General features: G+C 69.5%; 29 protein-coding genes. 13 read left to right on the top strand and 16 right to left on the bottom strand.

Annotation, left to right across the window (positions count from 1 at the left end; genetic code table 11):
- Nucleotides 1–70: 70 nt before the first annotated feature.
- On the bottom strand, nt 71–661 hold the full coding sequence (locus tag WAE60_RS14335) for a TspO/MBR family protein (protein ID WP_029907176.1): 591 nt from the start codon (nt 659–661) through the stop codon (nt 71–73).
- Between the two features lie 83 nt (nt 662–744).
- Between WAE60_RS14335 and WAE60_RS14340 the strand changes: the two genes are divergently transcribed.
- Nucleotides 745–1,242: a GNAT family N-acetyltransferase gene (locus WAE60_RS14340; protein WP_337687211.1), complete on the top strand. Its 498-nt coding sequence runs from the start codon at nt 745–747 to the stop codon at nt 1,240–1,242.
- 154 nt (nt 1,243–1,396) lie between these two features.
- Here the strand turns inward: WAE60_RS14340 and bfr are convergent, their stop codons facing one another.
- Together bfr and WAE60_RS14350 are read right to left on the bottom strand one after the other, a co-directional pair.
- Nucleotides 1,397–1,876: a bacterioferritin gene (gene bfr, locus WAE60_RS14345; protein WP_029907174.1), complete on the bottom strand. Its 480-nt coding sequence runs from the start codon at nt 1,874–1,876 to the stop codon at nt 1,397–1,399.
- 275 nt (nt 1,877–2,151) lie between these two features.
- Nucleotides 2,152–2,337 (bottom strand): (2Fe-2S)-binding protein, encoded by a 186-nt coding sequence (locus WAE60_RS14350; protein ID WP_337687214.1) that lies wholly within the window; start codon nt 2,335–2,337, stop codon nt 2,152–2,154.
- A 171-nt stretch (nt 2,338–2,508) separates the two neighbouring features.
- Between WAE60_RS14350 and thiE the strand changes: the two genes are divergently transcribed.
- The 3 genes from thiE (at nt 2,509) to WAE60_RS14365 (ending at nt 4,092) form a co-directional block, all read left to right on the top strand.
- Entirely contained in the window at nt 2,509–3,150 is a 642-nt protein-coding gene (gene thiE, locus WAE60_RS14355) for a thiamine phosphate synthase (RefSeq protein ID WP_337687215.1), read from the top strand.
- A complete protein-coding gene (locus WAE60_RS14360) occupies nt 3,147–3,596 on the top strand; it encodes an NUDIX domain-containing protein (RefSeq protein WP_337687217.1) in 450 nt (149 codons plus the stop codon). The genes thiE and WAE60_RS14360 overlap by 4 nt, the downstream gene beginning before the upstream one ends.
- Nucleotides 3,597–3,672: 76 nt before the next feature.
- Nucleotides 3,673–4,092, top strand: coding sequence for a hypothetical protein (locus WAE60_RS14365; protein ID WP_029907170.1), 420 nt, complete (start codon nt 3,673–3,675; stop codon nt 4,090–4,092).
- Between the two features lie 3 nt (nt 4,093–4,095).
- On the opposite strand, the gene WAE60_RS14370 is transcribed toward WAE60_RS14365, so the two are convergent.
- Genes WAE60_RS14370 through WAE60_RS14380 form a run of 3 tightly spaced genes read right to left on the bottom strand, consistent with a single transcriptional unit; the run spans nt 4,096 to nt 5,900 of the window.
- Entirely contained in the window at nt 4,096–4,962 is an 867-nt protein-coding gene (locus WAE60_RS14370) for a sigma-70 family RNA polymerase sigma factor (protein ID WP_029907169.1), read from the bottom strand.
- Nucleotides 4,962–5,501 carry a hypothetical protein gene (locus WAE60_RS14375; protein ID WP_337687219.1) on the bottom strand — a complete coding sequence of 180 codons (540 nt, stop codon included), beginning with the start codon at nt 5,499–5,501 and terminating at the stop codon, nt 4,962–4,964. The genes WAE60_RS14370 and WAE60_RS14375 overlap by 1 nt, the downstream gene beginning before the upstream one ends.
- A 3-nt stretch (nt 5,502–5,504) precedes the next feature.
- Nucleotides 5,505–5,900, bottom strand: a complete 396-nt coding sequence (locus WAE60_RS14380) for a hypothetical protein (RefSeq protein ID WP_337687221.1) — start codon at nt 5,898–5,900, stop codon at nt 5,505–5,507.
- 138 nt (nt 5,901–6,038) lie between these two features.
- On the opposite strand from WAE60_RS14380, the gene WAE60_RS14385 reads away from it, so the two are divergent.
- Nucleotides 6,039–6,296: a hypothetical protein gene (locus WAE60_RS14385; RefSeq protein ID WP_337687223.1), complete on the top strand. Its 258-nt coding sequence runs from the start codon at nt 6,039–6,041 to the stop codon at nt 6,294–6,296.
- A gap of 149 nt (nt 6,297–6,445) precedes the next feature.
- The gene (locus WAE60_RS14390) at nt 6,446–7,246 is read left to right on the top strand and encodes an inositol monophosphatase family protein (protein WP_029907165.1); all 801 of its coding nucleotides are present in this window, start codon (nt 6,446–6,448) and stop codon (nt 7,244–7,246) included.
- Between the two features lie 211 nt (nt 7,247–7,457).
- On the opposite strand, the gene WAE60_RS14395 is transcribed toward WAE60_RS14390, so the two are convergent.
- Nucleotides 7,458–7,850: a hypothetical protein gene (locus tag WAE60_RS14395; RefSeq protein ID WP_337687225.1), complete on the bottom strand. Its 393-nt coding sequence runs from the start codon at nt 7,848–7,850 to the stop codon at nt 7,458–7,460.
- 228 nt (nt 7,851–8,078) lie between these two features.
- Between WAE60_RS14395 and WAE60_RS14400 the strand changes: the two genes are divergently transcribed.
- The 4 genes from WAE60_RS14400 (at nt 8,079) to WAE60_RS14415 (ending at nt 11,422) form a co-directional block, all read left to right on the top strand.
- Nucleotides 8,079–8,549, top strand: a complete 471-nt coding sequence (locus tag WAE60_RS14400) for a chemotaxis protein CheW (protein ID WP_029907163.1) — start codon at nt 8,079–8,081, stop codon at nt 8,547–8,549.
- 103 nt (nt 8,550–8,652) lie between these two features.
- Nucleotides 8,653–9,771, top strand: a complete 1,119-nt coding sequence (locus WAE60_RS14405; protein ID WP_029907162.1) for a Zn-dependent alcohol dehydrogenase — start codon at nt 8,653–8,655, stop codon at nt 9,769–9,771.
- Nucleotides 9,772–9,986: 215 nt separating this feature from the next.
- The gene (locus WAE60_RS14410; protein WP_029907161.1) at nt 9,987–10,394 is read left to right on the top strand and encodes a GFA family protein; all 408 of its coding nucleotides are present in this window, start codon (nt 9,987–9,989) and stop codon (nt 10,392–10,394) included.
- Nucleotides 10,395–10,402: 8 nt separating this feature from the next.
- Nucleotides 10,403–11,422, top strand: a complete 1,020-nt coding sequence (locus WAE60_RS14415; RefSeq protein WP_029907160.1) for a beta-eliminating lyase-related protein — start codon at nt 10,403–10,405, stop codon at nt 11,420–11,422.
- Here WAE60_RS14415 and WAE60_RS14420 read toward each other — a convergent pair.
- Nucleotides 11,419–12,321 carry a LysR substrate-binding domain-containing protein gene (locus WAE60_RS14420; RefSeq protein WP_029907159.1) on the bottom strand — a complete coding sequence of 301 codons (903 nt, stop codon included), beginning with the start codon at nt 12,319–12,321 and terminating at the stop codon, nt 11,419–11,421. The two genes, WAE60_RS14415 and WAE60_RS14420, sit on opposite strands and share 4 nt — an antisense overlap.
- A 115-nt stretch (nt 12,322–12,436) precedes the next feature.
- Here WAE60_RS14420 and WAE60_RS14425 point away from each other — a divergent pair, with 115 nt between their 5' ends.
- Nucleotides 12,437–13,192 (top strand): SDR family oxidoreductase, encoded by a 756-nt coding sequence (locus WAE60_RS14425; protein ID WP_337687228.1) that lies wholly within the window; start codon nt 12,437–12,439, stop codon nt 13,190–13,192.
- A 25-nt stretch (nt 13,193–13,217) separates the two neighbouring features.
- Here WAE60_RS14425 and WAE60_RS14430 read toward each other — a convergent pair whose 3' ends face one another.
- The 5 genes from WAE60_RS14430 to WAE60_RS14450 form a co-directional block, all read right to left on the bottom strand.
- On the bottom strand, nt 13,218–13,652 hold the full coding sequence (locus tag WAE60_RS14430) for a recombinase family protein (RefSeq protein ID WP_337687229.1): 435 nt from the start codon (nt 13,650–13,652) through the stop codon (nt 13,218–13,220).
- Between the two features lie 84 nt (nt 13,653–13,736).
- Nucleotides 13,737–15,983 (bottom strand): EAL domain-containing protein, encoded by a 2,247-nt coding sequence (locus WAE60_RS14435; RefSeq protein WP_337687231.1) that lies wholly within the window; start codon nt 15,981–15,983, stop codon nt 13,737–13,739.
- 317 nt (nt 15,984–16,300) lie between these two features.
- Nucleotides 16,301–17,278 carry a nitronate monooxygenase family protein gene (locus WAE60_RS14440; RefSeq protein ID WP_337687232.1) on the bottom strand — a complete coding sequence of 326 codons (978 nt, stop codon included), beginning with the start codon at nt 17,276–17,278 and terminating at the stop codon, nt 16,301–16,303.
- A 79-nt stretch (nt 17,279–17,357) separates the two neighbouring features.
- Nucleotides 17,358–17,792, bottom strand: a complete 435-nt coding sequence (locus WAE60_RS14445) for a carboxymuconolactone decarboxylase family protein (protein ID WP_337687234.1) — start codon at nt 17,790–17,792, stop codon at nt 17,358–17,360.
- 239 nt (nt 17,793–18,031) lie between these two features.
- A complete protein-coding gene (locus WAE60_RS14450) occupies nt 18,032–18,994 on the bottom strand; it encodes an acetyl-CoA carboxylase carboxyltransferase subunit alpha (protein WP_029907153.1) in 963 nt (320 codons plus the stop codon).
- 395 nt (nt 18,995–19,389) lie between these two features.
- On the opposite strand from WAE60_RS14450, the gene WAE60_RS14455 reads away from it, so the two are divergent.
- Nucleotides 19,390–19,590: a hypothetical protein gene (locus WAE60_RS14455; RefSeq protein ID WP_337687235.1), complete on the top strand. Its 201-nt coding sequence runs from the start codon at nt 19,390–19,392 to the stop codon at nt 19,588–19,590.
- 69 nt (nt 19,591–19,659) lie between these two features.
- Nucleotides 19,660–20,073: an OsmC family protein gene (locus tag WAE60_RS14460; RefSeq protein ID WP_337687237.1), complete on the top strand. Its 414-nt coding sequence runs from the start codon at nt 19,660–19,662 to the stop codon at nt 20,071–20,073.
- On the opposite strand, the gene WAE60_RS14465 is transcribed toward WAE60_RS14460, so the two are convergent.
- The 3 genes from WAE60_RS14465 to WAE60_RS14475 all read right to left on the bottom strand — a co-directional run bounded on the left by WAE60_RS14465 (nt 20,070) and on the right by WAE60_RS14475 (nt 22,918).
- Nucleotides 20,070–20,405 carry a hypothetical protein gene (locus WAE60_RS14465; RefSeq protein ID WP_337687239.1) on the bottom strand — a complete coding sequence of 112 codons (336 nt, stop codon included), beginning with the start codon at nt 20,403–20,405 and terminating at the stop codon, nt 20,070–20,072. The two genes, WAE60_RS14460 and WAE60_RS14465, sit on opposite strands and share 4 nt — an antisense overlap.
- Before the next feature lie 22 nt (nt 20,406–20,427).
- Nucleotides 20,428–21,477, bottom strand: a complete 1,050-nt coding sequence (locus WAE60_RS14470) for a CoA ester lyase (protein WP_337687240.1) — start codon at nt 21,475–21,477, stop codon at nt 20,428–20,430.
- Between the two features lie 418 nt (nt 21,478–21,895).
- Nucleotides 21,896–22,918, bottom strand: coding sequence for a mechanosensitive ion channel domain-containing protein (locus tag WAE60_RS14475; protein WP_029907147.1), 1,023 nt, complete (start codon nt 22,916–22,918; stop codon nt 21,896–21,898).
- Nucleotides 22,919–22,987 lie beyond the last annotated feature (69 nt).

Here is a 22,987-nt window from a genome sequence, read left to right on the forward strand (position 1 = left end):
AGCCTCCCCGAAACACGTTTCGGGGACAGCTAAAGCTTGGCCGCCTGAACGGCCGCTGAACGGCGTTCTTCTAGTGGACGGTCACCCGGCGGGGACGCTTCCACAACTCCTCGGTCAGGGCGTTGGCGAAGCCCAGCCAGCCCAGATAGGGGCTGGAGAAACCCGAAGCCGGGGCCACCAGCTTGCGGGCCTGCAGGGCGTAGGCGCCCGAGGCGGCCAGGGACGCCGTGGCGGCGCCAAGCTGTCCCCCGACGCGCTTGGCGCCGAGGGCCAGCCAGAGGGCGTTGAAGCCCTGGACCAGGCTCCAGAGGGTGAGAGCCCGGGTGCGTGTGGGGCTGGAGGGCGCGTTCCAGATGCGCAGCCCCGAAAGGGTCATGGCGATGAACAGCGGCGGCAGGATCAGGCTGGTCAGGGCCTTGGGCTGATGGGCGACCGGCTCGTGCATCTCGGCGTAGCCGACCGCGTATTCCTCGTCGTCGATCATCCGCTCGTGGCGGCGGCCCAGCAGGGTCGAGGCCAGGATCGCCCCGCCGGCCAGGGCCAGGCCGATGGCGAGCTGCGCGCCGGCCGAAACGGCGGTGTCGGCCTTGGCGTCCATCTCGAACGACTCGCGACCGGCGTGAGTCCGCCTCCCGTGGGATCGGCCGTTCGGGATGTGCATGGCGGTACTCCTCGCTAAACATGCTTGTAACCCGTCTAGCTGGACCTTGGTTCCAGGGCGGCGAAACGGTTTGTGAGCCCGCCATGGTCGAATTCCGCCCCGCCCGGCCCGACGAGATCGAGACGATCCGCGCCCTCGAACGCGCCTCGGCCCAGCGGTTCGTCGGGCTGATGGACGCCCTGGCGGCGGACGAGCCCAGCCCCGCGGCGGTGCTCGCCGCGCGGATCGCGGACGGCGGCCTGATCGTCGCGGTCGAGGACGGGACCGTCGCGGGTTTCGTGATGTTCCGGCGGGTCGAAACCTACGCCTATGTCGAGCAGATCGACGTGCTGCCGGCCTTCGAGGGACGCCGGATCGGCGCGGCCTTGCTGGACGCGGCGGCGGAGCGGGCGCTGGCGGCGGGGCTGGCGGGCCTGTCGCTGTCGACCTTCCGCGCGGTGCCGTGGAACGCGCCGTACTATCGGCGGCTGGGGTTTGTGGAGGTGGAGGCCCTGACGCCGGGTATGCTGGCGATCCGGGCGGAGCACTGGGCGCGCGGCCTGGACGAGGACGCGCGAGTGTTCATGACGCGGGATGTCTGAGGTGGAAGGACGCCCCCTCCGTCACGATGCGTATCCGCATCGCGCCACCTCCCCCGCTGGGCGGGTGAGGAGGAAAGGGGCGGCCTCTCCTCCCCCGTGAAGCGGGGGAGGTGGCGGGCGAAGCCCGACGGAGGGGGCGTCCCCTCTACGAGCCCTAGGCCGGCAGCTCGCCCACGGCGCTCTGCAGGTAGTTCTGTTCGCCCAGCGACTTGACCAGGCCCAGCTGCATCTCGAGGAAGTCGATGTGCTCCTCGGTGTCGCTGAGGATCTCGCGCAGCAGCTCGCGGCTGACATAGTCGCGGGCCTGTTCGCACTGGATGATGCCGGGGATCAGGGTCTCGCGGCCGCCCAGCTCGACCTGCAGGTCGCTGGCCAGGCACTCGGGCACGGTCTCGCCGATCTTCAGCTTGTGCAGGTCCTGCAGGTTGGGCAGGCCTTCCAGGAACAGGATGCGGTTGATCAGCTTGTCGGCGTGTTTCATCTCGCCGATCGACTCGTCGTAGGTGATCTTGCCCAGGCGCTTGAAGCCCCAGTTGTCGTACATCCGCGCGTGCAGGAAGTACTGGTTCACCGCCGTCAGCTCGTTGGTGAGCACCGCGTTCAAGAGCCGGATGATGCCGGGATCGCCTTGCATGGCGGCCTCCTCAGATTCGATTGATCGAGGGGACCCTGATCTATCGCCTGGGTTGCTTCAACCGCTATGTCTGCAAGTGTTTCTCAGCCTCACGGAAAAGCGTGAGACTGCTTCGCGTGAGCGGAAAATACCCCAAATCCGCTCATCCCGGCGAATGCCGGGATCCAGATCCAAAGGCGGAGAGGCTGATTGGAAAGAGGGCGGCGCTCATGGCGTCGGGCCCAAAGTCATTCCATCTGGGTCCCGGCATTCGCCGGGATGAGCGGAACGAGAACCTATTCGGCGGCGAAGGCCAGGACCTCGCGGCTGTCCTGGATCATCTGGCGCATCTCGCAGACGCACTTGGCGCACTGGGCCTGGCAGCCCTTGTGGCGGAACACCTCGGCGGGACGGGTGGCGCCCGCCTCGATGGCGGCGCGGACTTCACGCTCGCGAATGCCGTTACAATTGCAGACGTACAAGGGAGAACGCCCTACCCGAGATGATTGTCATTCTCATGTAGCGGAGGCGTGAGGCTTTTGCAACTGACTCGCAGTGCGACAAAGTGAACGAGGGGGACAGGCGCATGCGCCTGTCCCCGGCCATGGCCGGAAGGGGCTGCGTCAGCGGCCAAATCGGCGTAATTGGCGCCCATGACCGACTGCCGCCTCTATCTGATCACCCCGCCGGCCCTCGACGACCTGGCCGCCTTCGGCCGCGACCTGGCCGCGGCGCTCGACGCCGGCGACGTGGCGGCGCTGCAGATCCGCCTGAAGGACGCCCCGGACGAGGTGGTCGCCGCCGCCGTCCAGGCCCTGGCCCCCATCGCCCGCGCGCACGACGTGGCGGTGATCCTCAACGACCGTCCCGACCTGGCCGCGCGCCTGGGCTGCGACGGCGTCCATGTCGGCCAGAGCGACACGCCCTACAAGGACGCCCGCAAGATCATGGGTCCGTCGGCGATGATCGGCGTCACCTGCCACGACAGCCGCCACCTGGCCATGGAGGCCGCCGAGGCCGGGGCCGACTACGTGGCCTTCGGGGCCTTCTTCCCGACCACCACCAAGGACGCCCCGACCACCGCCGATCCCGAGATCCTGTCGATCTGGCAGGAGACGATGGAGGTCCCCTCGGTGGCCATCGGCGGGATCACCGCCGACAACGCCGCGGGCCTGGCCACAGCGGGCGCCGACTTCCTGGCCGTCTCGGCCGGTGTCTGGAAACACCCGGACGGTCCCGCCGCCGGCGTCGCGGCGCTCAACGCCGCCATCGCCGAAGGGCTTGCCGCGCGATGAAGGCGCGGCGGCGCAAGGTCGTGATCTACTGCATCGACCGCGACCGCCTGCTGGTGCTGCGCCACCCCGACCATTCACCCGACGCCGTCGGCCTGCAGGTTCCCGGCGGTTCGATCCGCGACGGCGAGGACCCGCGCGCCGCCGCCCTGCGCGAACTGCGGGAGGAGACCGGCCGCCAGGATTTCGAGATCCTCGGCGACCTGGGCGAGGCCGAGTACGACATCACGCCCCATCGGTTCGAGATCCAGCACCGCGTCTTCTTCCTGGCCCGGCCGACCGCGCCTCTGCCCGAGCGCTGGCCGGCGATCGAGGACCACGACGGGCTGGAGCCTCCGACCCGCCTGGAGTGCTTCTGGATCCCCCTGACCGACGCCCACGTGCTGCAGTCCGGCCAGGGCGCGCTGATCGGTCGGCTGTTCCCCGACGACGACGCCTCCGCCGCGTAACGCCGTTCGCGGAACTTGCCGCTCAAGCTTGACGGGCGTAGCCTCCTCCCAACGATAAAATACGGGGAGGACGCCCATGCGGCGGCTTGGTCTGTGTTTGCTTGGCGTAACGGCCCTGGGCCTGGCGGCGACCGCCGCCACGATGACCTGGGCCGAGAACTGGAAGCCCTCGCCCGGCGAGGCGAAGACCTTCTACGACGCGGACTTCCTGAGGGTGGACGAGACGTCCGGCCTGGTGGTGCTGCGCATCGCCGAGGGCCGGCCCAACGGCCCCTACAAGGGCTGGCCGGGCGGCAAGGGTCCGATCATGCTGTTCGCCCTGGACTGCGCCGCCGACAAGTGGATCGACCTGGGCATGGACTTCTCGGGCGACCAGGGCCTGCCCAAGGGCTGGCGCAAGGGCGAGAAGATCGAGGACATCAAGGGCGCCGCCGGCGGCGCGGGCCGCGTGGCCTGCGAGACCCGGGACACCCTGCCGAAGGTGGCTTTGCCTTAGGCCTCAGGAATTCAGCCGCGCCAGCTTTTCCGGATTGCGCATCGTGTAGACGGCGGCGATGCGACCGTCGACGATCTCCAGGCCCATGGTCTGGAACACCACGCCGTCGTGGCTGAACACGATGCCGGGCGCGCCGTTGATCCGCGCCAGGCGCGCGTCCGTACCCTCGGGGGCCGGCCATTTCTTCTTGATGCCCAGCACCAGGCGGATCGCCTTCTCCAGACCGAAGACCGGGTTCATCGTCGCCTTGGCGATGCCGCCGCCGTCCGAGTGCATGACCACGTCCTGGGCCAGGACGCCGCGCAGCAGGGCCTCGTCGCCGGTCATGGCGGCGGCCAGGAAGGCGCCGGTCAGGCGCTGCTCCTCCTCGGCGCTGGGGTGGTAGCGGGGCTTGCCGGCCTTGACGTGCTCGCGGGCCCGGGCGGCCAGCTGGCGGCAGGCGGCCTCGGTCCGGCCCAGGGTCTTGGCGACGTCGGCGAACGACGCGTCGAAGACGTCGTGCAGCAGGAAGGCCGCGCGCTCCAGCGGGGTCAGCCGCTCCAGGGCCAGGAGGAAGGCCACCGACAGGTCCTCGCCCAGGCGTTCGTGGTCCTCGTCGACCACCGGCTCGGGCAGCCATTCGCCGACATAGACCTCGCGCCGGGCCCGGGCCGACTTCAGCCGGTCCAGGCACAGGCGGGTGACCACCTTGTTAAGGAAGCCGGCGGGATTGGAGATCTCGCCGGGTTCGACGCCGCGCCAGCGGATCCAGGCGTCCTGCACCACGTCCTCGGCGTCGGCCCGCGAGCCCAGCATGCGATAGGCCAGGCCGGTCATCGCCCCGCGCCGATCTTCGAAGATCGTGTCCCCGTCCTTGCCCAAAGCGTCCATCATGCCCGCACCGCTATCGCGCGCCCGCCGACCGTGACCTTGGAGCAGGCCTTGCCGTAGCCCAGCGCGTATTTCACCGTCGGATAGACCCGCGCCGTCGCCAAGGCCAGGGCGATGGCGGCCAGTCCCTTCCGGCCCCACCGCGCCACCACCTCGTCGCGCAGGTCCTCGCTGCTCTCCAGGTCGCGGGCCAGGCTGGCGCGGGCGAAGCCGAAGGCCAGGCCCGCGTCCGGCCCCATGGCCTCGCCGTCGCCGGACAGGATCGCCGCCAGGATCGCGGGCGGGACGCCCCGCTCCTCGGCCTGGCGCACGACGATCTGGGTGCAGGGTCCGCAGTCCTCGTTCAGCGTGCCGGCCAGGGCCGCCGCCGCGATCGCCTCGGGCGGCGCGCCCTCGCGGAAGCCCTGCAGCCGCCCGACGCCCGAGAAGGCCATCAGCGCCTTGGGGCTGGCCGCCGCCAGGGCGCGGATGTAGCTGGCGTCGTAGTCGTAGCGGCGCTCCAGGCGGCGCACCGCGCTCAGCATCAGCCAGGTCAGCATGGCTCAGGCCTCCACCTTGGCGGCGCGTCGCCGGCACGAGCGCACGATCAGGACGCTGAGGATCGCCGGCAGGAACACGCCCGGGAAGTCGCGGGCCAGCAGCGGCCATGGCACGCTGGTCCCGCAGAACGGCATGATCAGGTGGATCACCGCGTGCAGGCACAGGAAGGTCGCCGAGGCCGCCGCCGCGCCCAGGCCGCGCACCGGGTCCTTCAGCGCCCAGCCCATGGCCAGGGCGCAGGCCAGGAACGCCGCCCCGATGTCGCGCACGAAGTGGTCGTTGAACGCCCCGGTCTCGATCACCCCCGGCACGCGCGGATACCACCAGGCCGGGACCAGTATCATCACCGCGCCGTTGACCGCCAGGATCGCCGGCAGGATCCATTTCACCCAACGCATCGTCGTGCCCTCCGTTGTTCAGGGACAGGACGAGACAGGCGTCACGGATGTGACACGGCGGCGCGAAAAATCCGCCGACGGTTGTGGAACGGCGTGAAGCTGGTCAAGCTGTCTCGGGCCTCGGGGGAGACGAAAGCCATGCGCGCCAAATGGAAACTCGCCGTCCTGGCCTTTCTGGCGCTGAGCGTGATCTTCTATCTGATCGTCCCGCTCTTCACGGTTCAGGTGACCGTGAAGATGCCGCCTGGAACGGCCGACGCCGCGCCGCAGGACATCAACCGCGTCGCGACCTGGATCGTCATCGGACTGGTCCTGGGGTTCGCCCTGACGGCCCTGGGCACGATCGCCTGGGTGATCGGCCACGTTCTCCGGCGACAACAGCGGCCGAACGGCTAGGTCGCGACAAAATCCCCTCGCCTTGCTTTCGGCGGCCCAGGCGACTAGGTATCGCGCCCACTTTCCCGATCTTTCTATCCGCCCGCACGCATATCCCCCGCCGTCACTCCCATGACGCTGCGTAGGGGGACCTTTGAAGGACATCCAGATTGGCCACCGCTTCCGCCCTCCTGAACGTGATGATCGACGCTGCGCGTAAGGCAGCGCGCGGCCTGGCCCGTGACTTCGGCGAAGTCACCGAGCTGCAGGTGTCCAAGAAAGGTCCCGCCGACTTCGTCACCGCCGCCGACCAGAAGGCCGAGCAGGTGATCTTCGAGATCCTGGAGAAGGCCCGCCCCGGCTACGGCTTCCTGGGCGAGGAGCGCGGCCTGGTCGAGGGCACCGACAAGACCCACACCTGGATCGTCGACCCGCTGGACGGCACCACCAACTTCCTGCACGGCATCCCGCACTTCGCGGTCAACATCGCCCTGCAGCGCGAGGGCGAGGTGGTGGCCGGCGTCACCTACAACCCCATCACCAACGACCTGTTCTGGGTGGAAAAGGGCAAGGGCGCGTTCCTGGGCGCCGAGAAGCGCCTGCGCGTCGCGGCCCGCCGCCACCTGGACGAAAGCCTGATCGCCACCGGCATCCCGTTCCTGGGCAAGCCCGGCCACGCCCAGTTCCTGAAGGAGCTGCACCAGATCAGCCAGAAGGTCTCGGGCGTGCGGCGCTTCGGCGCGGCCTCGCTGGACCTGGCCTGGGTGGCCGCCGGCCGCTTCGACGGCTTCTGGGAGCGGAACCTCAAGCCGTGGGACGTGGCCGCCGGCGTGCTGATGGTCACCGAGAGCGGCGGCAAGGTCTCCACGATCGAGGAACACGGCAATCCCGTCGACGGCGCCTCGATCCTGGCCGCCAACCAGGAACTGCACCCGCAGTACCTGGAGCGGCTGCGGGCGGCGCAGGGGTAGCCCCCAGGACCACTCAAGGGTTGTCATCCCGGAAAGCGCGGAGCGCTTGTCCGGGACCCAGGTGAACCGCACCGCATCAGCCCAGTCCCCTGGGTCCCGGACAGCCCCTGCGGGACTTCCGGGATGACAACGATTGGGGACGGGGCCCAGGCCTAACAAAAACGCCCCGGGTGCGAATCCGGGGCGTCTTCGTTTCCAGATCGATCAGCCGTTACCGGCACACCGTCCGCGAATAGACCGCGTCGCGATAGGGGTCGTATTCGCGCGTGGTCCAGCAGTCGCGGCCGTAGCCATAGCCGTACGGGCGCGGGGCGTAGCCGCCGTAGTAGCGCGGCGGGGGCGGCGGCGGAGGGGCGTAGCCGTAGCTGTAGCCGCTGCGGTAGTGGTTGTTGCCGTTGCCCGCGATCGCCGCGCCCAGGGCCAGGCCGACGACGCCGGCGGCGATGGCCACCCCCGCGTCGTTGTCGTGGTGGCCATGGCCATGGCCGTAATAGCCGCCGTGGCGGTAGCCTTGAGCCGAGGCGGCGGTCGCCCCGGCGACCAGGGCCAGGGCGGCGACGCCGGCCGTCGCGCGGCCGATCAGGGTCTTCAGATTGCGGTTCATGACGCTCGTGTCCTCTCTGGAGAGGCGTTCCGACAGGTCCGTCTCCATCTTGGGACCCATCCTCCGCCCCGGCGGCTGAACGCAGGCTGAACGGGGCCGTCAGCTTCGCCGGGCGCCCCCGAGACTCAAATCGTTGAATTCGAGGCGGATTTATTCACCTTTCCGCGTGAAGCTGGGATCAAGACGGCGCCCAGAACGGGCGCAGACAAGCTTGAAGGCGACCCGCCGATGTCCAGGAACGTGGCTTACACGGCCGGCCAGGATCTGCAGATCCTGTCGTTCGAAGTCGGAACCCAGACCTATTGCGTGCCCGTGGGCGCGGTCCGCGAGATCCGCGGCGTCACCCCCGCCACCCCGCTGCCCGACGCCCCGCCCTATGTGCGCGGCGTGATCAACCTGCGCGGCCAGGTCATGCCGGTCATCGACCTCTCCGAACGCCTGGGCAAGGGCGTGGCCGCCGACAGCGCCCGCCAGGTGATCATCGTGGTCGAGCATCACGAAGACGTCGCCGGCCTGCTGGTCGACGCGGTCTGCGACAGCTTCATCGTCCCGGCCGACAGCATCAGCCCGCCCCCGCCGCTGGGCGAGGACGTCGCCTCGACCCTGGTCTCGGCGGTGATCACCACCGAGGCGGCCATGATCGTGCTGCTGGCCGTGGACGCCGTGCTGCCCGAACGCAAGGTCCAGCTGGCGGCCTAGGAGCCACGCGCGCCGAGGCTATTCGAACATTTGTTCGAATAGCCCCTTCCTTCGCCCCCCGCCCTCCCGCTAGGGTCTCCCGCAACAACAAGGGAGATCGCCGATGAAGGCCGCCGTTCTGCGCGAAGTGGGCAAGCCGCTCCAGATCGAGGACGTCTCGATCGGCAAGCCAGGCCCGCGCGAGGTGCTGATCCGCACCAAGGCCGCCGGCGTCTGCCATTCCGACCTGCACTTCGTCGAAGGCTCCTACTCCCACCCGCTGCCCGCCGTGCTGGGCCACGAGAGCGCCGGGATCGTCGAGGCGGTCGGGTCCGAGGTCCGCACGGTCAAGGTCGGCGACCACGTGATCACCTGCCTCAACCCCTATTGCGGCCACTGCGAGGTCTGCCTGACCGGGCACATGAACCTCTGCATCAGCCCCGAGACCAAGCGTGGCAAGGGCGAGGAGCCGCGCCTGTTCCGCGAGGACCTGTCCGGGCCAAATGGCGAAAGAACGGGCGACACCAAGATGGCCCAGTTCCTGAACCTGTCGTCGTTCGCCGAGATGATGCTGGTGCACGAGCATGCGTGCGTGGCCATCCGCAAGGACATGCCGTTCGACCGCGCCGCCCTGATCGGCTGTTCGGTGATGACCGGCGTCGGCTCGGTGGTCCACACCTCCAACGTCCGCCCGGGCGAGACGGTGGCCGTGATCGGCTGCGGCGGCGTCGGCCTGGCCACGATAAACGGGGCGGCCATCGCGGGCGCCGGCCGGATCATCGCCATCGACCGGGTGCCGGCCAAGCTGGAACTGGCCAAGACGTTCGGGGCCACCGACGTGATCGACGCCGGCGCCGTCGACGACGTGGCCAAGGCGGTGGTCGAGCTGACCAGCGGCGGCGTGCAGCACAGCTTCGAGGCCATCGGCCTGAAGGCCACCGCCGAAGCGTCGTTCAAGATGCTGCGCCGGGGCGGCACGGCCAATGTGATCGGCATGATCCCGGTCGGCACCAAGATCGAGCTGCACGGGGTCGACTTCCTGGGCGAGCGCAGGATCCAGGGCAGCTACATGGGCTCCAACCGCTTCCCGGTCGACATGCCGCGCCTGGTCGACGCCTACATGGCCGGAAAGCTGAAGCTGGACGAGCTGATCTCGCGCCGGATCAGGCTGGAGGAGGTCAACTCGGCCTTCGACGAACTGAAGCGCGGGGAGCTGGCGCGGTCGGTGATCGTGTTTGATTGATCCCTTGGGTTGTCATCCCGGAAAGCGCGCAGCGCTTGTCCGGGACCCAGATGAACTGCACCGCATCCGCCCAGTCCCCTGGCTCCCGGACAGCCTCTGCGAGGCTTCCGGGATGACAACCGTTTGGGACTGTGGGGAGCGATAGAGCAAACGACGTTCTTCGTGCACTCTGCCTCCCAACGGCCCGCCGAGGCCGATCAAAGGGAGCGAACACCATGGCCATCCAGGGCGGCTGCCAGTGCGGCGCGATCCGCTACGAGATCACCGGCGACCTGATGGGTTCGGGGGTCTGCCATTGCCGGCAGTGCCAATACTCCACCGGCGGCGGTCCCAACTCGGTGGCCTTGGCCCCGAAGAGCGGCTTCGTCGTCACCAAGGGCCAGCCCAAGCACTACGCCCGCAAGGGCGGCAGCGGCGGCGAGGTGAACCAGGTGTTCTGCGGCGACTGCGGCTCGCCGCTGTGGTCCGAGGGCGTCTTCCCCTTCTACCCGGTCAAGGCGGGCAGCCTGGACGACCCGTCGCTCCTGGAGCCGGCCATCCATCTCTGGACGAGCGAGGCCCAGCCGTGGCATCGGATCGAGCCTGGCCGTCCGGCCTTCCCCGAGAACCCGCCCGCTCCCTGAGGACCTGAATGGCCCGCTACGACTTCGCTTCCGACAACGTCGCCGGCGCCATGCCGGAAGTCATCGAGGCGATCGTCGCCGCCAATGCGGGCACGGCCTCGGGCTACGGAACCGACCATGTCAGCGCGGCGGCCGCCGACCGCATCCGCGCCCTGCTGGACACCGACGCCGAGGTGCGGTTCACCGCCTCGGGCACGGCGGCCAACGCCTTCGCCCTGACCTGCCTGGCCCGTCCGCACGAAGCGGTGCTGGCCCACGAGCACGCCCACATCTGCACCGACGAGACCGGCGCGCCGGGCTTCTTCGGCCAGGGCGTGGGCCTGATCGGCCTGGCCGGCGCCTCGGGCAAGATCGCCCTGCCCGGGCTGGAGCTGGCCCTGAACGAGCCCGACGTCTCGTACCGCCAGCCGGCCGCCGCCCTGTCCCTGACCAACGCCACCGAATACGGCACGGTCTATTCCGCCGACGACCTGGCCGCTCTGATCGCGCCGGTGAAGGCCAAGGGCCACGGCGTGCACCTGGACGGCGCACGCCTGGCCAACGCGGTGGCGGCGGGCTTCGACCTCCGCGCCGTGCCGAAGATCGGCGTCGACATCCTGGTGATCGGCGGCACCAAGGCCGGCTCGACCCCGACCGAGGCCGTGGTGTTCCTGGACAAGGCCTTGGGCAAGCGCCTGGACGCCCGCCTCAAGCACGCGGGCCAGCTGGTCTCCAAGGGCCGGTTCCTGGCCGCCCCGTGGCTGGGCCTGCTGGGCGAAGGCGGGGACGGCGGTCCCTGGGCCGCTCGCGCCGCCCACGCCAACGCCATGGCCCGGAAGCTGGCCGCCCTGATGCCCTTCCCCCTTCGCCACCCGGTCGAAGCCAACGGCCTGTTCGTCGACATGGACGACCAGGCCCTGGAGCGGCTTCGCCAGAAAGGCTGGTTCGTCTACCGCTTCCTGGACGGCACGGCGCGCTTCATGTGCTCCTGGGCCACGACGCCGGAGATGGTCGAGGAACTGGGCGCGGCGCTCGCGCAGATCGCCTAGCCCACCGGCCGGTCGCGGCTGAACACGGCGGCCAGGTGGTCGATCAGCGCCCGCACCGCGGGCGGCAGGCCGCGCCGGGTGGTGAACACAAGGTGGACGATCCCGTCCTGCGACCGCCACTCGGGGAACACCCGCACCAGACGGCCGCTGATCAGGTCGCCCCGGCAGACATGGTCCGGCAGGAAGGCGATCCCGGCGTTGGCGGCGGCGGCGTCGCGCAGGGCCAGGAAGTCGCCGCAGGTCATGCGCGGCTCGTGGCGGACCTCGCGGACCTCGCCGTTCGGGCCGGACAGCTCCCAGACGATCTCGCCCGGCTGGTCGGTGGGGCTCAGGGTGGGTAGGCCGGCGACGTCCTCCACTGACAGGCCGTCGCAGCGCGCCGCCATCTGCGGGCCGGCCACCAGGATGCGTGACGACCGGCCCAGGGTGCGCATGGTCAGGGCCGCGTCGGTCGCCAGGGTGGTGCGCACCCGCAGGGCGACGTCGATCCGCTCGTCGATCAGGTCCACGGCCCGGTCCACCGCGATCACCTGCAGCCGAACCTTCGGGAACCGCGCGAGGAATTGCGGGAAGGTCGCCGACAGAGTCTCGACCAGGCCCGTGGGACAGCTGAAGCGGATGACGCCGTGCGGCTCGCTCTTGGCCTCGGCGGCGACGGCGTCGGCCTGCTCCACGTCCAGGGCCACGATGCGGCAGCGCTCGTAGAAGGCCTGGCCCACCTCGGTGACCCGGAAGCGGCGCGTTGTGCGCTCGATCAGCCGCACGCCCAGCCGCGCCTCGAGCGCCGCGATCCGCCGGCTCAGGGTGGACTTCGGTTGGCGTAGCGCGCGGCCGGCCGGGGCGAAACCCCCATGGCTCACCACGGCCGCGTAGAGCAGGTAGTCGTTCAGGTCGGGCATGCAATCGTCCCAAATTTGGGACACTAAGTATCACAGAGGCCGACTACTCGTCTCATCGTTCCAGATGCATCTCTCCCGTCACGACGAACGGTTCGTCGACCAAGGAGAGTTTCAGATGAGCGGCAAGTTCGAAAACAAGGTGGTGGTGGTGACCGGCGGCACCAGCGGGATCGGCCTGGAGACCGCCCGCCAGTTCGCGGCCGAAGGGGCCGCGGTGTTCATCGCCGGCCGCCGCCAGGCCGAGCTGGACGCGGCTGTGAAGGCGATCGGCGGCAAGACGGTGGGCGTCCAGGCCGACATGTCGAAGCTGGCCGACATCGACCGGCTGTACGACGCCGTCCAGCAGCGCCACGCCCAGATCGACGCCCTGTTCGCCAACGCCGGCGGCGGCGACATGCTGCCCCTGGGCGCGATCACCGAGGAACACTACGATGACATCTTCGGCCGTAACGTGAAGGGCGTGATCTTCACGGTGCAGAAGGCCCTGCCGCTGCTGCGCGACGGCGCCAGCGTGATCCTGACGGGCTCGACCACGGCCAGCACCGGCACGGCGGCCTTCAGCGTGTACAGCGCCTCGAAGGCGGCGGTGCGCAACCTGGCCCGCAGCTGGACCCTCGACCTCAAGGATCGCGGCATCCGGGTCAATGTCGTCAGCCCCGGCCCGGTCAAGACGCCGGGCCTGGTCGAATTGGCCGGCTCAGACCCCGCCCAGCAGCAGGCCCTGCTGGACCACCTGGCGGGCCAGACGCCGATCGGTCGGGTCGCCGCGCCGAGCGAGATCGCCAAGGCGGTGCTGTTCCTGGCCTCGGACGACTCGGCCTTCATGGCGGGCTCGGAACTGGCCGTGGACGGCGGCCTGGCCCAGGTCTAGCCGGCCGGCGCGGAGGCGGCCCGCTTCAGGCTTCCTCCGCCGCGCCCGTCGCTTCCGATCGCCGCGGCCCTTCCCGTACGATCTTCTCCTCCATGGTCCGCACGGCCCTCCGCTGGTCGTGGAAGGCGGCCAGTTGGGCGCAGGCGGTGAAGAAGCCGCCGGGGGCGCGGGTGTCGATGCCCTCGGCCAAGGTCAGCAGGTGGACGTCGGCCGCCTCGAACCGGGCCAGCACCTCCAGCAGGTCGACCAAATGGGCGGCGAAGGCGTGCAGGTTGATCACGACCAGCACGTCGCCGGGCTTCAGCACGGCCAGGGCCTGGTCCAGGCCGGGCTTGTGCACCGCCAGGCCGTAGCAGCGGTCGTGGAACAGCTGGTCGCAGCCGGCCTCGAACAGCCGCTGCGACGACGGCCCGTCGATCACCACGCCCCTGACGGGCGGAACTCTGAGATAGCCGACCATGCGCATGGGCCGGTGTGTGGCGAAGATCGCGGCGGGCGCCTAGGGGGCTTGGCGATCGAAGACGGGGATAACCCCCCTCCGGCTTCACTCGCGGCCCTGCCGGCGCGCCGTCGGACTCGGAACCCCCTCATCCTCCCACGCCTGCGGCGCGGGCCCCTCCTTCTCCCCATGGGAGAAGGTTTCCGAAGGTTGGGAGAAGGTGATCACGGGCGCCTTGTCGCCGCCCTTGACGGTGACGCCCAGCATCGCCGCGATCTCGGCCGCCGGCTTGGGCCGGCTGATGAAGTAGCCCTGGATCTCGCCGCAGCCCTGGCGGCGCAGCTCGTCCAGCTGCTCCTCGGACTCCACGCCCTCGGCGGTGGTGGTGATGCCCAGGCTGGCGCCCAGGTCCAGCACGGCCTTGATGATCGCCAGGGCGTCGGCGTCGTCGAGGATGTCGCGCACGAAGGTCTGGTCGATCTTGATCTTGTCGAACGGGAAGCTGCGCAGATAGCTCAGCGAGGAATAGCCGGTGCCGAAGTCGTCCATCGAGATGCGCACGCCCAGGGCCTTCAGGTCGTGCAGGATCGACATGTTGCCGGCGGTGTCCTGCAGCAGAACCGACTCGGTGATCTCCAGCTCCAGCCGCTCGGCGGCCAGGCCCGAGGCCGCCAGGGCCGAGACCACGGTGGTCACCAGGTGCTTGTCGCGGAACTGGGCGGGCGACAGGTTCACGGCCAGGCGCACGTGCTCGGGCCAGCCGGCCGCCTCGCGGCAGGCCTCGCGCAGCACCCACTCGCCCAGGCTGTTGATCAGGCCGATCTCCTCGGCCAGCGGGATGAAGTCGGCCGGCGAGACCATCCCCCGCACGGGGTGACGCCAGCGCAGCAGCGCCTCGCAGCCCGTCACCCTGTCGGCGCCCAGGTTGAACAGCGGCTGGTAGTGCAGCTCGAACTGGCCCTCGGCCAGGGCCAGGCGCAGGTCCAGCTCCAGGGCCCGGCGGGCCTGCAGGGCCTCGTCCATGGCGCGCTCGAAGAAGTGGAAGGCGCCCTTGCCGTCGGCCTTGGCGCGATAGAGGGCCATGTCGGCCTTCTTCAGCAGCTCGTCGCTGTCGGACCCGTCGTTGGGCGACACGGCCACCCCGACGCTGCCGCCGATCATCACCTGGTGGCCCTGCAGCTCGAAGGTCTCGGCCAGGGCCTCGACGATGCGGCCGGCCAGGCGGGTGGCGCCGGAGAGGTCGGTCAGGCCGCACTGGACCACCGCGAACTCGTCGCCGCCCAGGCGCGCGACGGTGTCGCCCTCGCGCACGCAGGCCCGCAGGCGCTCGGCGGCGGTCTTCAGCAGGGCGTCGCCGATCGGATGGCCCAGGGTGTCGTTGACGGTCTTGAAGCGGTCCAGGTCGATGCAGTGCACCGCCACCAGGTCCTCGCGCCGCGCGGCGCGCGACAGGGCGGCCGACAGGTCCTTCTGGAACAGCAGGCGGTTGGGAAGGTCCGTGAGCGGATCATAGTGGGCCAGGCGGGCGATCTGGGCCTCGGCCCGCTTGCGCTCGGCGATGTCTTCCGAGACCGCCAGGATGTACTCGGCCGCGCCGTCCGGGCCGGGGATGGCGATCTTCTTGGTGCGCAGCAGGGCCGTGCTTCCGTCCTTGCGCGGCACCAGGTCCTCCTCGATCACCCGCACCTCGCCCGAGGCGGCGACCTCGGCGTCGCGCTGGCGATAGATGGCGGCCTGTTCGGGCGGATAGAAGTCGGCGTCGGTGCGGCCGATCATGTCGACGCGGGCGTGGCCCAGGATCTTCTCGCCGGCCCGGTTCAGCAGCACGTAGGAATGGTCGTCGGCCCGCTTGACGAACACCATCGAGGGGATGGCCTCGACCACGGCGGTCATGAAGGTGTGGGCGCGTTCCTGATCGGCCTTGGCGGAGGCCAGGGCCTCGACGCCCCGGCGGTTGGTCTCGTTGGCCGCCTGCAGCAGGCCCAGCACCGTGCCGACCCCGATATAGCGCCCGCCGTCGGTGACGATGAAGCCGCGCAGCAGGTCCGAGGCGCGATACGACAGGCTGTCGCTGGTGAAGGCCGCCAGCTCGACATCGGCCTCGACCACCAGCGGGTCGTTGTCCATCAGCACCGAGATCGGCCGCAGGGCGTAGAGGGCGCGGCCGTACTCGGCGGCCATGCGCAGGAAGAAGGCGTTGCGCTCGACCAGGCCGATCGGCCGGTCGTCGGCGTCCAGCACGGGCACGATCAGGGTGTCGGGTTCTTCGCGGAAACGCTCGTACAGCGTCTTGCCCAGGTCGTCGGCCCGGGCCGGCGCCAGCGACGAAACCGTGTCTCGCAACGTGAACATGTAAGACCCCAATTACTCGGGGCCGGATGGACCATTTCTGGCCTAACGACTGGCTAATCCTGGTCCCGAAGCGCTGCTATTTCACGAAAACTTCGCGGTGCTGTCACAGTGTTTGCCGGGGTGTTTACCGTGACTGCCCAAACGCCCTTACCCCACCCAAAACCGTCTTCCCGGGCCTTGTGCCCGGGACCCCTTGTTCAGCTCGCACGTGAAGCGCCTTGGCGCGCAGGCGCGCCACACATCCGCACCTGCGGCGGACAGAGGGGTTCCGGGCACAAGGCCCGGAATGACGATTGAAAGGGGGGGGGCTCGCGAGCCTACCCCACCATCCCGGCCAGCCGTCCCCGGATCAGGTCCTCGGCCTCGCTCATGATCCGGTCGATCAGTTCGCGCACCGTCGGCACGTCGTGGATCAGGCCCTGGACCATGCCGGCCGACCAGACGCCGTGGTCCGTGTCGCCGCTGATCAGCCCTTCGCGGCCGCGCGCGCCCTTCACCAGGTCGGCGACGTCCTCGAACTTGGCGCCGCCGGCCCGCTCGATGGCCACCACCTGCTGGCTGATCGCGTTCTTTGCCACCCGGGCGGTGTTGTGCAGGGTGCGGAAGATCAGGTCGGTCGAGCGCTCGTCGTTGGCGACCATCTGCTGCTTGAAGTTGTCGTGGATCGGCGCCTCCTGGGTGGCGCAGAAGCGGGTGCCCATGTTGACGCCGTCGGCGCCCAGGGCCAGGGCCGCCACCAGGCCGCGCGCGTCGCCGAAGCCGCCCGAGGCGATCATCGGGATCTTCACCTTCGACGCCGCCACCGGGATCAGGATCAGGCCGGGGATGTCGTCCTCGCCCGGATGGCCGGCGCATTCAAAGCCGTCGATGCTGATGGCGTCCACGCCCATCCGCTCGGCGCTCAGGGCGTGGCGCACGGCGGTGCACTTGTGGATCACCTTCACGCCGTGAGCCTTCAGCTCGTCGACATGCTCCTGCGGCTTGTACCCCGCCGTCTCGACGATCTTGATCCCCGCCTCGATGATCGCCGCGCGGTATTCGGCGTAGGGCGGCGGCTTGATGGCCGGCAGGATGGTCAGGTTCACGCCGAACGGCTTGTCGGTCAGCTCGCGGGTGCGGGCGATCTCCTTGGAGAGCGCCTCCGGCGTGGGCTGGGTCAGGGCGGTCAGGAAGCCCAGGGCCCCGGCGTTGGCCACGGCGCTGACCAGGGGCGCGGTACCCACCCACTGCATGCCGCCCTGGGCGATCGGATGCTCGACGCCGAACAGCTCGGTGAAACGGGTCTTGATGGCCACGGACGCCTCTCCCTGGGTTGTTTCGGGGGAGTATGGCCGAGTGACGTTGGGGAGGGGCAAGCCCCCCCCGCTTTTGGTCCTAGTGCACCGACACGCCTAGGCGGTTCCACAGGTTGATCTGGGCGATCACCGCCGTGACGGCGCTGGCCTCGACGTCGGTGTAGTGCTCGCGCAGGGCGGCGCGCAGCGGGGCCAGGTCCTTGTGGGTGGGCAGCTGGGTCAGGGCCTCGGCCCAGGCCAGGGCGGCCTTCTCCTTGGCGGTGAAGTCGCTGACGTGGTCCCAGACCACCAGGCGGTCCAGCCGCTCGTTGGTCTCACCGTCGTCGCGGGCTTCCTTGGCGTGCATCTTCACGCAGAAGGCGCAGCCGTTCAGCTGCGAGACGCGCAGCTTGATCAGGTGCAGCAGGTGCTTGTCGACGCCCGAGGCCACCACCGCGTTCTCGGCGGCGATGAAGGCCTTGTAGATCTCGGGGACGTTCAGGTCGTGGCGGAACGGCGCGGTTTCGGCGGTCATGGTCTTTTCCTCTTCTGGGGCCCGTCTCCGGGCTTCGAGGATAAGACGAGATCACGCGGCGAAACGTGACATGGGCCCGCCAGAAATTTTCAGCCCCTTAAATCCGCTCATCCCGGCGAACGCCGGGACCCAGATCCAAAGGTTGAACCTGACGGGAAAAAGCGCCGCGCTCGTGGAGTCCGCTTCAGAGCCATTCCATCTGGGTCCGGGCGTTCGCCGGGAAGAGCGGTGATCTGGATTTACTGCAGGCCTTCGCGGCCGATGGCGTAGAAGCGCTCGGCCCGCTGCTTCTTCAGCTCGGCGGGCGACAGGCGCATCAGCGTCTTCAGCTCGTCCTCGACCGCGTCGCCGACGGCTTCGATGGCCGCGGCCGGGTCGGAGTGGGCCCCGCCGGCCGGTTCCTCGACGATGCGGTCGACGATCTTCAGCTGGATCAGGTCCTGGGCGGTGATCTTCATGTTGGTGGCCGCGTCCTTGGCCCGGGCGCCGTCGCGCCACAGGATCGAGGCCGCGCCTTCCGGCGAGATCACCGAATAGATCGAGTGCTCCAGGATCAGCACCTTGTTGGCGCCGGCCAGGGCGATGGCGCCGCCGCTGCCGCCTTCGCCGACGATGGTGGCGACCATCGGGGTCTCCAGCACCAGGCCGCGCTCGGTCGAGCGGGCGATGGCCTCGGCCTGGCCGCGCTCCTCGGCGCCCAGGCCCGGATAGGCGCCGGCGGTGTCGACGAAGGTGATGACCGGCAGGTTGAAGCGTTCGGCCATGTCCATCAGGCGCACGGCCTTGCGGTAGCCCTCGGGGCGGGCCATGCCGAAGTTGTGCTTCAGGCGGGTGGTGGTGTCGTGGCCCTTCTCGTGGCCCATCACGACCACCGGGACGCCGCGGAAGCGGCCCAGGCCGCCCACGATCGCCTGGTCGTCGGCGAACTTGCGGTCGCCGCGCAGCTCGACGAACTCGTCGATCAGGCCGGCCACGTAGTCCTTCAGGTGGGGACGCTCGGGATGGCGGGCGACCATGGTCTTCTGCCAGGCGTCCAGGCCCGCATAGGCTTCCTTGCGAAGCTGCTGGGCGCGGTCGCGCAGGGCTTGGATCTCGCTTTCGAACGCGCCGGGACCGGCCGTCTCGGAAAGTCGGGACAGCTCTTCGATCTTGCTTTCCAGATCGGCGATGGGTCGCTCGAAGTCGAGATAGTGCGCGGCCATGGGTCTCTTAACGTCGCCGTTGCGGAAAGGTGGCGAACCTAGAGCGCGATAACCGAAAACGAAACCGCTTTTGGCGGGTCATGGCCTCGAAATCGCCAAAGCTCGCCTCGGAGGGGACTCAGGCCCGACTCAATGGCGCTCTACGAAGGGTTCGCGAAGCTCGCCCCTGCGACTCGTCGTCGCAGCGACACCGTAGCCCGCCAGGAACCCCTGCGAGTCTCAGGGATTCGTCATCGTGAGAGTCCTGTGGAGAGTCCTGTATTGAAACCTGCGGACCCTGGTTAACCGTCGGATTCTCACCTATATCCCCTTGGTCGGCTCAGAAAACAGCCGACGCCCGCGGCCCCGCCCATCGAATATGGACCCGGTCCCGCCTGATGCGAACGGATGTTCCCATGCAGGTGTTCACCTTCTTCTGTGTCGAGTCCGACGGCTCGGTGCCGCGTTTCGACGTCACCCCCTGCCCTGACGACCAGGCCGCGCGTCGTCGCGCCGAGGAACTGGTCGGCGTTCATCGCGGCTGCGACACCGTCGAGGTGTGGCGCGGGGCGACCCAGCTTTTCGCCGTGACCTCGGCCCAGCAGGCGGCGGCTTAGCGCACGAAGCTGCAAGCGCGCCCCTTGCGGCGCGCTATAGTTCGGGACTCGCTTGACGGAGTCCGCCCCATGACCGTTCCCGCCCGCCCTTCCGCCATCGCCGACGACAGCGGCCACGGCGGCGTGCAGATTCTGATCACCGCCGGTCCCGTCCGCTTCACGGGCGACCTGACGCCGGCCGACGGCGGCCTGGATGTCGGTCCCAATCCCCATGACCTGGTCGCCGCGGGCCTGGCGGCCTGCACCACCCAGACCCTGAGGCTCTACGCCAAGCGCAAGGCCTGGGCCCTGGGCGCGGTCCACGTGCAGGTCACCTGGCGGCGCGAGCCGGGCTGGCTGCCGGCCGACGTCTTCGAGCGCGTGATCACCCTGAACGGCGACCTCGACGAGGCCCAGCGCACGCGCCTGATGGAGATCGCCGAGGCCTGCCCCGTGCACAAGATGCTGGTGGCGGGGTCGAAGGTGGAGACGCGGGCGGCCTAGTCCTTGATGCTCAGCGGCGGCAGCTTCCTGTAGCCCGGCGCGGTCTTGCCCCAGCGCATGACCAGCAGCGGATAGACTAGGGCCGTCGCCAGCGCGAAAGCGCCGAAGGCGAAGATCACCAGGCTCCAGAGACCGTTCCTGAGAATGGCGTCGGCGTCCGTGCGCCAGTACGCCCAGTAGTTCGGGACGTGACGCTCCACGACGTAGAAGCGGCCGTGCAGGACGAACTGGCCCAGGTTGAAGCCGTTCACGCCCGTCACCCCGCCGCCCACGATCAGCAGCGCCAGCCACTCCGGCAGCTCCAGGCCGCGCGCGTGCAACCGCCGCAGCATGTCATGCAGCATTCCGCGCCGGTCAGAACCCGTAGAGCTCGGCATACTCCGCATCCTTGGCCGCGATCTGCTTGGCGCAATCGACCATGACCTTGGCCTGTTTCCAAGTGGCGTCGTCCTGCATCTTGCCGTCCAGCATCGCCACGCCCGTGCCGTCGGGCATGGCCTCCAGGATGCGCTTGGCGAAGGCCACCTCGTCGGGGGCCGGCGAGAAGACGCGCTTGGCGATCTCGATCTGGCTGGGGTGCAGGCTCCAGGCCCCGGCGCAGCCCATCAGGAAGGCGTTGCGGAACTGCTGCTCGCAGGCGACCGGATCGTCGATGGCCCCGAACGGGCCGTAGAACGGCTTGATGCCGTGGGCCGCGCAGGCGTCGACCATCTTGGCGAAGGTGTAGTGCCACAGGTCCTGCTGCACCGAGACGCGCGGCGAGCCGTCGGCGTGCGGGTCCTCGATCACGCGGTAGCCGGGATGGCCGCCGCCGACCCGGGTGGTCTTCATGGCGCGGCTGGCGGCCAGGTCGGCCGGGCCCAGGCTGATGCCCTGCATGCGCGGGCTGGCCCCGGCGATGGCCTCGACGTTCATCACGCCCTCGGCCGTCTCGAGGATGGCGTGCAGCAGGATCGGCCGGGTGACGCCGTGCTTGGCTTCAAGCGAGGCCAAGAGCTGGTCCATGTAGAAGATGTCCCAAGGCCCCTCGACCTTGGGGACCATGATCACGTCGATGCGGTCGCCGGCCTTCTCGACCAGGGTCGCCACCTCGTCCAGGTGCCACGGCGAGTTGAGGCAGTTGATCCGCACCCACAGGCCCACGCCCAGCGCCTTGAAGTCGGTCTCCCGGGCCATGGCGATCGCGCCGGCCAGGGCCGCGCCCTTGGCGTCGGCCGGGATGGCGTCCTCCAGATTGGCCAGGATGACGTCGACGGTCGAGGCGATCTCGGGGACCTTGGCGCGGACCTTGTCCAGGTGCGGCGGCACGAAGTGGATCATGCGCTCGACCCGGGCCGGCGGCTCGCGCCAGGGCGCGGGCGCGCCGATCGCCAGGGGTTTGAAAAAGCCTCGGGGGGTCTTCATGGCGCGCGCGTCCCTAGTCTCTGCTTATTTCGCAGTTGCGAGATAAGGTGCGGCGAGGGGCGAGCGGGGTCAAGGCTGACGCATGCGTCAGCGGAAAGACCCCGTCCTAGGAAAGCGCGACGGTGGATAACCGCGACCAAACGGCTAAGTTGCCCGAATGCTCGCCGGAAAGCCGCGCCTTCTTGCCGTTTCGATCGTCGCCGGCGCTCTTCTGCTGGCGACGGGCGGGTGGTTTGCACACCGGGAAATCTCGTGCGGTCAGTTGACGAGACAAGCCAGCGCCTATCCCGACGCGCAGGTGCGCCGGGGCCCGGGCGGGGCATGTCGGATGTGCAGGGACAAGGGGTGGCTTTACGATATCGCCTTCGACTCGTGCTCCAAGACCGACCGCGCCTACACGGGGTTCGGAACGCCCTGACTAGGCCTTCGCCGGCGGCCCCTGCGCCGGCAGCGGCGGCTCCTCGGGGTCCTCGCGCTTGAGGTCCTCGGCGGCGTCGTTCCGCGAGGGGGCGGCCTTGGCCTTGGCCTTGCGGCCGGCGCGGGGCTCCAGCCGCAGGGCGGCGCGGGCGTCGTCGCCCTCCTCGCCGAGCACGCCGCGCAGACGGACGTCGCGCTGCGGGAACGGAATCTCGATCCCGGCCCCGCGCAGGGCGTCGTCGATCGCCCAGGTATAGGCCGCGAAGATCGCCGCCGGGCGGCGCACCGAGTCGACCGTGGGCCAGACCACCAGCTCGAACTTCAGGGTCGACTCGCCCCAGCCCACCAGCCAGACCTGGGCCTTGCGGTTGGCGTCGTCGGGCGCGGTGAACGATACCGAATGGGCCGCCTTCAGCACCGCCTCGCGCACCTTCTCCTTGTCGACCCCGAAGGCGGTGACGAACGGCACGCGGATGCGGCGGCTGGTGTGGTGCAGGGTCCAGTTGATCACCTGCTCGTTGACCAGCACCGAGTTGGGCACGATCACGTCGGTGCTGTCGTTGGTGCGCAGGCGGGTCGAGCGCGGGCCGATCTCGTGCACCACGCCGCGCGCGCCGTTCTGCAGCTCGACGAAGTCGCCCACCGCCACCAGCCGCTCGAACATCAGCGAGATGCCCGAGGCGAAGTCCTTGACCAGCCCCTGCAGCCCCAGGCCCGCGCCCACGCCCAGGGCGCCGGCGAAGACGGCCAGGGAGGTCAGGTTCACCCCCATCACCGACAGGGCCATCAACAGGCCGATCACCCGCAGGCCGTAGGTGCTGAGCCGCTCGACGATGTACAGCGACGGCGCCGCGCCCACCGACCGCTCGCGCAGCCGGCGCAGGCCCGAGGTCACCAGCCGCGACAGGTAGATCGACGCCACCACGATGACGATCGCGGCCGCCACGCCGCCCAGGGTGATCGTGGTCTTGCCCAGCTTGACCAGCTCGATCGCGTCGGGGCGGGTAAGGGGATTTGGCGACATGGGGCCGAGTGTGGGGGCGCCCGGCGGCGGGGATCAATACCCCGATTACCCCTCCGCGCCCTTCCCTCC

The organism is Caulobacter sp. CCG-8 (assembly GCF_037402475.1).
GTDB lineage: Bacteria > Pseudomonadota > Alphaproteobacteria > Caulobacterales > Caulobacteraceae > Caulobacter.

What these genes read in the sequence shown, in the direction of transcription:
- WAE60_RS14335 (WP_029907176.1), bottom strand. Translation starts at nt 661, where the DNA reads ATGCACATCCCGAACGGCCGATCCCACGGGAGGCGGACTCACGCCGGT.
- WAE60_RS14340 (WP_337687211.1), top strand. Translation starts at nt 745, where the DNA reads ATGGTCGAATTCCGCCCCGCCCGGCCCGACGAGATCGAGACGATCCGC.
- bfr (WP_029907174.1), bottom strand. Translation starts at nt 1,876, where the DNA reads ATGCAAGGCGATCCCGGCATCATCCGGCTCTTGAACGCGGTGCTCACC.
- thiE (WP_337687215.1), top strand. Translation starts at nt 2,509, where the DNA reads ATGACCGACTGCCGCCTCTATCTGATCACCCCGCCGGCCCTCGACGAC.
- WAE60_RS14360 (WP_337687217.1), top strand. Translation starts at nt 3,147, where the DNA reads ATGAAGGCGCGGCGGCGCAAGGTCGTGATCTACTGCATCGACCGCGAC.
- WAE60_RS14365 (WP_029907170.1), top strand. Translation starts at nt 3,673, where the DNA reads ATGCGGCGGCTTGGTCTGTGTTTGCTTGGCGTAACGGCCCTGGGCCTG.
- WAE60_RS14370 (WP_029907169.1), bottom strand. Translation starts at nt 4,962, where the DNA reads ATGGACGCTTTGGGCAAGGACGGGGACACGATCTTCGAAGATCGGCGC.
- WAE60_RS14375 (WP_337687219.1), bottom strand. Translation starts at nt 5,501, where the DNA reads ATGCTGACCTGGCTGATGCTGAGCGCGGTGCGCCGCCTGGAGCGCCGC.
- WAE60_RS14380 (WP_337687221.1), bottom strand. Translation starts at nt 5,900, where the DNA reads ATGCGTTGGGTGAAATGGATCCTGCCGGCGATCCTGGCGGTCAACGGC.
- WAE60_RS14385 (WP_337687223.1), top strand. Translation starts at nt 6,039, where the DNA reads ATGCGCGCCAAATGGAAACTCGCCGTCCTGGCCTTTCTGGCGCTGAGC.
- WAE60_RS14395 (WP_337687225.1), bottom strand. Translation starts at nt 7,850, where the DNA reads ATGAACCGCAATCTGAAGACCCTGATCGGCCGCGCGACGGCCGGCGTC.
- WAE60_RS14400 (WP_029907163.1), top strand. Translation starts at nt 8,079, where the DNA reads ATGTCCAGGAACGTGGCTTACACGGCCGGCCAGGATCTGCAGATCCTG.
- WAE60_RS14405 (WP_029907162.1), top strand. Translation starts at nt 8,653, where the DNA reads ATGAAGGCCGCCGTTCTGCGCGAAGTGGGCAAGCCGCTCCAGATCGAG.
- WAE60_RS14410 (WP_029907161.1), top strand. Translation starts at nt 9,987, where the DNA reads ATGGCCATCCAGGGCGGCTGCCAGTGCGGCGCGATCCGCTACGAGATC.
- WAE60_RS14415 (WP_029907160.1), top strand. Translation starts at nt 10,403, where the DNA reads ATGGCCCGCTACGACTTCGCTTCCGACAACGTCGCCGGCGCCATGCCG.
- WAE60_RS14420 (WP_029907159.1), bottom strand. Translation starts at nt 12,321, where the DNA reads ATGCCCGACCTGAACGACTACCTGCTCTACGCGGCCGTGGTGAGCCAT.
- WAE60_RS14425 (WP_337687228.1), top strand. Translation starts at nt 12,437, where the DNA reads ATGAGCGGCAAGTTCGAAAACAAGGTGGTGGTGGTGACCGGCGGCACC.
- WAE60_RS14430 (WP_337687229.1), bottom strand. Translation starts at nt 13,652, where the DNA reads ATGGTCGGCTATCTCAGAGTTCCGCCCGTCAGGGGCGTGGTGATCGAC.
- WAE60_RS14435 (WP_337687231.1), bottom strand. Translation starts at nt 15,983, where the DNA reads ATGTTCACGTTGCGAGACACGGTTTCGTCGCTGGCGCCGGCCCGGGCC.
- WAE60_RS14445 (WP_337687234.1), bottom strand. Translation starts at nt 17,792, where the DNA reads ATGACCGCCGAAACCGCGCCGTTCCGCCACGACCTGAACGTCCCCGAG.
- WAE60_RS14450 (WP_029907153.1), bottom strand. Translation starts at nt 18,994, where the DNA reads ATGGCCGCGCACTATCTCGACTTCGAGCGACCCATCGCCGATCTGGAA.
- WAE60_RS14455 (WP_337687235.1), top strand. Translation starts at nt 19,390, where the DNA reads ATGCAGGTGTTCACCTTCTTCTGTGTCGAGTCCGACGGCTCGGTGCCG.
- WAE60_RS14460 (WP_337687237.1), top strand. Translation starts at nt 19,660, where the DNA reads ATGACCGTTCCCGCCCGCCCTTCCGCCATCGCCGACGACAGCGGCCAC.
- WAE60_RS14465 (WP_337687239.1), bottom strand. Translation starts at nt 20,405, where the DNA reads ATGCTGCGGCGGTTGCACGCGCGCGGCCTGGAGCTGCCGGAGTGGCTG.
- WAE60_RS14470 (WP_337687240.1), bottom strand. Translation starts at nt 21,477, where the DNA reads ATGAAGACCCCCCGAGGCTTTTTCAAACCCCTGGCGATCGGCGCGCCC.
- WAE60_RS14475 (WP_029907147.1), bottom strand. Translation starts at nt 22,918, where the DNA reads ATGTCGCCAAATCCCCTTACCCGCCCCGACGCGATCGAGCTGGTCAAG.